At 33.3% G+C, this 7,639-nt stretch carries 8 protein-coding genes; all 8 read right to left on the reverse strand.

Annotated features, from left to right (window positions below; all coding sequences use genetic code 11):
* Positions 1-4,999 (reverse strand): phage tail tape measure protein (locus CLPU_RS15855; protein WP_050379025.1); only part of this gene is annotated, 4,999 nt, incomplete at its 3' end.
* Between the two features lie 23 nt (positions 5,000-5,022).
* Complete coding sequence (locus CLPU_RS17370; protein ID WP_157857747.1) at positions 5,023-5,196, reverse strand: hypothetical protein; 174 nt, start codon at positions 5,194-5,196, stop codon at positions 5,023-5,025.
* Between the two features lie 38 nt (positions 5,197-5,234).
* A complete protein-coding gene (gene gpG / locus CLPU_RS15860) occupies positions 5,235-5,555 on the reverse strand; it encodes a phage tail assembly chaperone G (RefSeq protein ID WP_050379027.1) in 321 nt (106 codons plus the stop codon).
* A gap of 44 nt (positions 5,556-5,599) precedes the next feature.
* Complete coding sequence (locus CLPU_RS15865; protein WP_050379030.1) at positions 5,600-6,190, reverse strand: major tail protein; 591 nt, start codon at positions 6,188-6,190, stop codon at positions 5,600-5,602.
* A gap of 68 nt (positions 6,191-6,258) precedes the next feature.
* Positions 6,259-6,585, reverse strand: coding sequence for a hypothetical protein (locus CLPU_RS15870; protein WP_050379032.1), 327 nt, complete (start codon positions 6,583-6,585; stop codon positions 6,259-6,261).
* The gene (locus CLPU_RS15875) at positions 6,582-6,956 is read right to left on the reverse strand and encodes an HK97-gp10 family putative phage morphogenesis protein (protein WP_235436197.1); all 375 of its coding nucleotides are present in this window, start codon (positions 6,954-6,956) and stop codon (positions 6,582-6,584) included. Before CLPU_RS15875 ends, CLPU_RS15870 begins: the two co-directional genes overlap by 4 nt.
* Position 6,957: 1 nt before the next feature.
* Positions 6,958-7,281: a phage head closure protein gene (locus CLPU_RS15880; protein ID WP_050379035.1), complete on the reverse strand. Its 324-nt coding sequence runs from the start codon at positions 7,279-7,281 to the stop codon at positions 6,958-6,960.
* Positions 7,271-7,573, reverse strand: a complete 303-nt coding sequence (locus tag CLPU_RS15885) for a head-tail connector protein (RefSeq protein WP_200898641.1) — start codon at positions 7,571-7,573, stop codon at positions 7,271-7,273. The genes CLPU_RS15880 and CLPU_RS15885 overlap by 11 nt, the downstream gene beginning before the upstream one ends.
* Positions 7,574-7,639 lie beyond the last annotated feature (66 nt).

Raw genomic sequence — 7,639 nt, forward strand, 5'->3', positions numbered from 1 at the left:
TAAAGTCGTTGTGTTCGTATTCTATAGCTGTTTCTAATCTTTGTATTTTCTTTAATTCTTCTTTATCTTTATCGCTTCTATCTTTCTGTTTTTCTGCTTCATCTAACGCCTTAAGCTCTGCTTCTAAAGATTGGATGTATCTATTTGAACTATCTTCTAGTCTCTTTATTTTAGTATCGTATACACTATTTATTCTTTCTTCTGATTCTTTTTTCCATCTATCTAGACCATTTATTTCTTTACTAATATGATTTTCAAATTCTTTCTGTTGTTCCGAATACTTTTTCTTAAGTGCATTAACGATCTGATTAGTAGTGTTATTTACATTAGATACAAATTGCTTTCTTGCGTTTTCTTCTTCCTTCAAAGCATCTATGTATGCCTTTTGTAATCTATCTAATTCTTTTATTTCTTCATCTACCTGACTTTTTCTAGCGTCTATTTGTTTTTTTAAGCTTTCTTTCTTATTCTTATATTCTTCTTCTGTCAGTTTTTGTGTTTTTTCTAATGCTTTAATTTGTGCTTCTATATTCTTTCTAACAGCTTCATTTTCTTTACCAGAAAGATCACTCTTTCTATCGGATAATTGCTCTTTCTTTTGCTCATATAGTTTCTTATTCGCCTGTTCTTCTTTTTCTATGTTTTCTAATCTAGCTTTAAGAACTTTTTCTTCTTCTTCCCAAGCTTTCTTGAACGTCTCTTGTCTATATTTAAATTTTTCCTCTGTTTTACTTATAGCCTGAGGTATGTCATTTTCATATCTTTTTACTATTATACTTGCCGAATCTGCTGATAACCCATCTGCTTTTTTTAGCGCTTCTATAAAAGAATCTAATTCTTTAAATCTAGTTGGGTCTTTTCTAATGAAGTTACTTAAATTCATGCCCTTTTCAGAAAATTTTATACGATCCGCCATTTCTGTAGATACTTTTTCTATATCTTTAAACTTATTTCTAATACCTATTTCGAGTCCTTCTCCAATAAACTTTCCTTGCTCCATAAAAACCCTAGATGGTGATCTTATGTCTAAACGCTTCTTAAAGGATTCAAGAGCTTTTGAAGCTAAACCTTTGGCTGTTTCTCCTATTTGACCTAACCAACCACCTAGCCCTATATTTAACCCAGAACCACCTTCATATCCTGCTCTTTGCATAGCTGCTCGAAAAGGAGTACCTTGTACTGTTCCTACATTCATTAAATTAGTAGCTTGCTGTTTAACTGGACCTGTTTGACTTTCAAGTCCCTCTTGTAATCCTTTACCCCCCTTAGAACCTTCCTGCTGATTTTTCCCTTGTAGTTTGGCAAGTTCTTTAACTATATAGTTTAACATAGCTTCTGCTTGAGCTTTTGTCTTAGGATCAGTGGATTGTAACCCTGATACTAAAGATTCTCCTGATAAGTTACCTATTTGATTAGCATGAGCAGGCGATTTCTTTAGCTGATTTATCATTGTATTTAGGGTATTTAAGCTTGCTGCACTAACTTGTTTATCACTTGATTTTAAACCCTCGGCTAATTGAGCTGCTACTTGCTTTCCATTCATATTAGCTAAATCTGGTCCTTTAGACCAAACATCTAATGCAGCCTTAAGGGTATTTGCAGAAGCTTCCTCAATCATGGGTACTCCAGATTTAAGCCCTGCAATAATTTCTAAAGGTGTTTTATCTCCTAGTACCGCTGCACCTTCTGGTACTTTTTCAACTTGGGCTAGTATTGCAGTAGCTGTTTCTATAGCTGTACTACTAACTTCTGAGTTTTTAGACTTCATTCCATTTACAAGACCAGTTATACCTTCTTCTCCTTTGCTTAGTAAGGTTTCTGGTAAGACATTATAAGCTTCTAATACTTGCTTCATTTGTTCTTCTGCCTTAGATCTTATTTCTTCATCTTTACTACCTAGACCATTTATAAGTTTTAAAGCAGTCTCTGAACCATAAAGTTCTATATCTCCAGTTTTTTCTTGCAACACAGACATTATGCTTTGTACTAAATTAGATGTATTTTCTCTTACCTTTTCATCTCCAGATGTCATTCCTGCCGAAAAAGAAGAAGATGTGCTGTAGCCTAATTGTTGCATCATTTCTGGAATCTTTGAAGCGTATATTTGAATTCCTGATCCAAAGCTAGAGCTTACTTGTTGGCCTACATTGAAGAACTGTGCAGATACTTCTTGTCCTCCAATTGTAACAGTATCTTTTGTTTTATTAAAAAATGCTTGAAACTCATTTAACATTTTTCCATTTTCTAGATCAAGATATTTAGCATTTTCACCTAGATTTCTTTGCATTATATCTCTTATTTCTGTATATTCATCTTTAGCCACTTGTACCTTATTGTCTTTTTGTCTTTTTAAGTCTTCTATTAATTTTTCTCCTGCTTCAAGTGGTAAATTACCTTCTTCAATTTGTTTATTTACAAGCTCAGATTTTCTTTTATACTCTTCTTCTGCGTTTTTTATCTTCTTATCTTTAATTTTAATTTCTTCTTGTAGCATCTTACTTGCTTCTGTAATACTAAATTGAGATATTTTTTGAGCTTCTCTTTGTCTAATAGATAATTCCTCTTTCTTGTTCTTCGCTACATTATCTAAATGAATTTTATCAATCTCATCTAGAGCTTGATTAAGTCTTTTCCTTGCCTCTATTGTATTTGTTGCTGTCCCATCTTCAAGACTCTTAGTTATCTCATTAACTTCTTTTTCTAACTCTTGTATTCTTTTGATTTTAGCTTGATATTTATCCTCTACATTTTTTATTGTTTGTTTCTTATCCTCTTCACTAATTCCTAGATTATCTTGTAATATCTGCTCTAGCTCTTTCTTCTCCTTATCTCTTCTTTCTTTCACTTTACTTACCGCTTTTTCTACCATCTGAGAATACTTTTTATCTATATCTTCTAGTATTTTTGTAGCCGTCTCCGAATTAGCTCTTTCAAGTTCTAAAAGATTTTTCTGTACTCCGGTTTTTAGCTTTTCAAAAGATTTAACAGCTTCTTGAGTACTTTTAGATACAACATTGCTAAACTCATCGGTTTCCTTTATAGCAGGCTGTAGTCCTTTGTGAACTAAATATCCTAGTCCTCCTGCTATTGCACCTATGCCTAATACAACAGGTGCAGCTGATATTAATAATCCTCCTAAACTAGCTCCTAAACCTGCGACTCCTCCTGCTCCTGCTGTTCCAATTGCTGTAGTTGCAGCAGTTCCCACACTTGCTAATCCTTGTGCTCCAGCTATAGTACCTATCCAACCAGATAACTTACTAAACCCACCTATAAGAGTTCCTATTCCTTGTCCCATACTTCCTATCGCCATTAAAACTGGTCCTGTTGCTCCTGCAAACAAACCAAATTTAACAATAGTTTCTTGAGTTCCTCTAGGAAGTTCACTGAATTTAGTAATAAGCTTAGATAGAGTTGATATAAAATCTTTAGCTATAGGGAGAAGTATTTCTCCTAGTTGTATTGCTGCTCCTTCAATTTGAGATTTTAATAATACCCATTGTCCTTGTAGGTTATTATTCATTATGTCTGCCATCTCTTTAGCACTACCATTTGAATTAGCTATAGACTTTGTTAGTTTATCGAAATCTGCTTGACTTGCATTAACTAAGGATAACATACCACTCATGGCTTCTTGACCTGCTAACATAGCACCATAAGTAGCTTGTTGCTCTGGGGTTAATTTAGCAAATTTACTTCTTAACTGTTCTAAAACACTTGCTAAAGGTTTCATAGTTCCATCTGTATTAGTTATAGTTATTCCAAGAGCTTTCATAACTGTTGCCGAATCTTTTGTAGGCTTAACGAGCCTTGTCATTATGGCCCTTAATGCTGTACCTGCTTTTTCTCCCTTAATACCTGCATTGGCGAGTAATCCAATTGCTAGAGCTGTATCTTCAATGCTATACCCTAGAGAGCCAGCAATAGGAGCAACGTATTGAAATGTATTCCCCATAAGTGCAACATTTGTATTTGAGTTACTACTTGCAGCAGCTAGAACATCGGCGAATTTTCCTGCTTCATTTGCTTTCATTCCAAACGCTGTTAGTGCATCAGTAACAATATCTGATACAAGACCTAAATTTTCTCCAGATGCAGCAGCTAAATGCATTACACCTTCAAGTCCACCTAACATGTCTTGTGTTTTCCATCCGGCCATGGCCATATACTTTAAAGCTTCTGCACTTTCTGTAGCACTAAATTTTGTTGTCTCACCCATGAACTTTGCTTTTTCTCTTAGCTTTTCTAAGTCTTTTCCAGTTGCACCACTTATGGCTTGAACTTCACTCATTCCATATTGAAAATCGCCGGACATTTTTAATATTCCAGCTCCTGCTCCTGCTAAGGGAAGTGTGACTTTTGTAGTTAAGTCTTTACCTATTCCATATATCTTTTTTGATGTATCTGTTATTCTCTTACTAATAGGTTCTAACTGCTGTGATAGTTGAGTCCATCTATTGCCTTGAATAGCTATTTCCTTACTTGTAGCTTGTAATTGACTTTCTAGGTCTTTTAATTTAGCTTTTTGCTCATTGGTTTTAGTTTCCCAGTTTTGAGTTGTATTTATATTATTCTTTATTTTTTCATTACTTGTATCTAATTCACTTGATAGATTTTCATATTCCTTTTTGAGTTCTTGCGTTTTGGTCGCATTTTCACCTAGCACATTCTTAGATTCTTCATATGCCTTTTTAGCGTTTTCAACTTTAGTTTTTAACTCTTCATTTGCTTGTATATTTTTATCAAGGGTTTCTTTAGATTTTTTAAATTGTTCCTCATGTTTACTTACTTTTTCTTTTTGTAGTTCTATTGTTTTTGTTAAAAAATCTGATTTAGACCTAAGTCCTTCTAAGCTCTTACCAAACCCTTCCGACCCTGCTCCTGCAAGCTTAAAATCGCTTTGTACGTTTCTCATAGAAGTGTTAAGCCTTTTTATGCCCTGTTGAAAGCTACTATCCTCTAAGCCTAACTTTACTACTAGAGATCCTATATCGCTCATTTTTTATTTTTTCACCTCCTTGCTTAGAAAAATCCTGGTATCTGATCTATATAAACTTTTTTATTTTTCTGTTTTCTTGATTGTCTGTCTAATCTTTTAAGTCTGTAGATTAAAATGTCTAGATAGTAGAAAATGTCCATTTCATCTATTTCCTGCATGGATATTCCCTTATCCATCAATTCATCATATATACTCAAAAACAAATCACCCTCGGAATACTCTTCCTCGGGTGATATTAGTTTTTTTCTATGCTTATCTCTGAAATTTTCTCTAATTTTTCTTCCGAAACTCCTTCTATCTTTGAAGTATCTTCTTGAAATTTTCTTAATAGCTTATTCGCTGGGAATCCATCATATAATTGATCTGCTGTAAATTGCTTTCCGTAAAGCTCTACTATAAAGTTTACCGCTTCATCTAAGCCTTCTTTAGATGATTTAATCTCTCCATTTAAAACTCTTTCGTTGTAGTCATACATTTTTCTTAACATTCTAACGCTTACAAAGTCTTGTTTAAAACCCTTGTCTTTTCCATCTATTTTCAATGTAATCTCTAACATATTAATCCTCCTATTATTCCATTTTCATATTAAAAGCAGGGGTATTACTCCCCTGCTGGTGGTTGTGTTTCTTTTACAATTTTTCTCTCTAACATATCAGTTGTAAACCAAGTTTGTGGGTCAAAGTCTTGCATTCCTTCTTGAGCTTCTAACTTAGGTAATCCATCATGAGTTCGTGCCATGAATACAAAAGTAAGAGTCTTGCTTTGAAATTCAACATTATCACCTTTTGTCTTGTAGCTATCTTCTATAGGTTTTGCTTTTCCTTTAGTGAGCCAAACGTATCTATAAGTTCCATCTGAATTTAAACTTCTAAAGCCTAACGCAATTTCTGGAGGAGTGTCATCGGTATGTGTTTCTAGCACTCCATTCACTATTTTCGATCCTAAGAAAAATGCTTTATCTTCTAAGGACATACTCAATAAATTCATAGTTACTTCATATTTACTAATCACACTAACTTGTGCCCTCATAACATCGTCTGCATGACCTTCAGCTTCAACTACGTTTGGAGTGATCCCTATTTCCTGTATGTCAGGTATTCTCTTTATTTCACTATCATATTGTAATGTTTCCACATCATCTTTTATTAATTTACATACATGTAAATCCTTTAGACCTATTGATATTGTCATATTATTCCTCCTTATTTTTTGCATAATAAAAGGGACTCCCAATTCGGAAATCCCTTGATTGTTTTTATTTATTTGTAGTAAACAAATCTAATTGCTTTGTGATATATCTTTGTATCTGATTCATAATCTTCATGTTCTGTCTTTCTTCTAAATCCGGCTTGTTTCATTAAGCCCTTAACTTGTTTAATTGTATTTGTATAATCATTTCCACTAGTATTGGACCATATATCTACTTGGATATAGTAACCTTCTGTTTGCTCTTCATCATCGGCATACGTTTCAGCTTGCTGTAAGTAAGTGAAGTAAGTTATATATGTTTTTTTATCTCCTGAGTAAGTTTGATATTTTATAGGTATACCTATAGATTTTAAGGTATCATAAACTAAATCAATCATAGCCCTAAACCTCTTTTGACTTCATCTTTTATTATGTTTTTAGCTTCATTCTTCTTAGATTCAAAAGCAGGGCCTAAGAAAGGTCTAGCTTTCATCTTAGAAGTTCCCCACTCTAGAAACTTTCCGTAAAATATCTTACTAGTATCATCTTTGGTTATTCCTATCTCTACATATTTGTTACCATTTTTACTCTTAACACTGCCTATTTTCAAGCCTTCTTTTAACTTTCCTGTTCTTACTTTTACATTACTTTTAGCTTCCTGCAAGATAGGTTCAGCAGCTTTCTTTAACGCTTGATTTTCTATTCTACTTCCTACATTACCCATATCTTCTAACTTTCTTAGAAGTTCATCCATGCCCTCTAGTTTCATCTTAGCCACTTGGAATCACTTCTTTAGCTTGTATTTCATACTCTGAATTTCTTTCATATAAATTGTTTATGTGGACTATATTATAAATTTTATTATTATATTTTATTTGCATGGATTGTTCTAATCCTTTGAAATATCTACAATTAAACACTAGTGTATTTTCAGCTTGAACTTGTGCGGCTTGATAAAATTCTTTACCCCTAAGATGTCTTACACTAGCCCAAACAGTTTTGTGTACTATTTCGTCTTTTTCATCATCATGAGGTCCATCTACTTCTTTTAATGTTATAAATTTAATCCTTTTGTTTAGTCTACTAAAGTTCATTATTACCACTTCCTTGTGAGAGTTGAAGCTGTAATATTATATTCTCTAGTGAAAATGCAACACGATGAAAGTTAGGTCCGGTTGTTTCTGTAGTTCTGTTTTCATACCAATGTGATACGAGAATTTTTATCGCTAACTTATATAACTCATTTTCATAGTTTTTATTTATTCCAGCATTGTTTAGATACATTTCTGCCGATAATTGAAAGCTTTTGAGAAGGTCATCTTCTTCGCCATGATCTAATCTTAAAAATAATTTTAATTCTTCTAATTCCACACAATCACCCCACAATAAAAGGGACTACATTATATAGCCCCTTCTTGGTTTTGTGCTTCTTCTATTGCTTTTATTAACTCT

It is taken from the genome of Gottschalkia purinilytica, assembly GCF_001190785.1.
GTDB lineage: Bacteria > Bacillota > Clostridia > Tissierellales > Gottschalkiaceae > Gottschalkia_A > Gottschalkia_A purinilytica.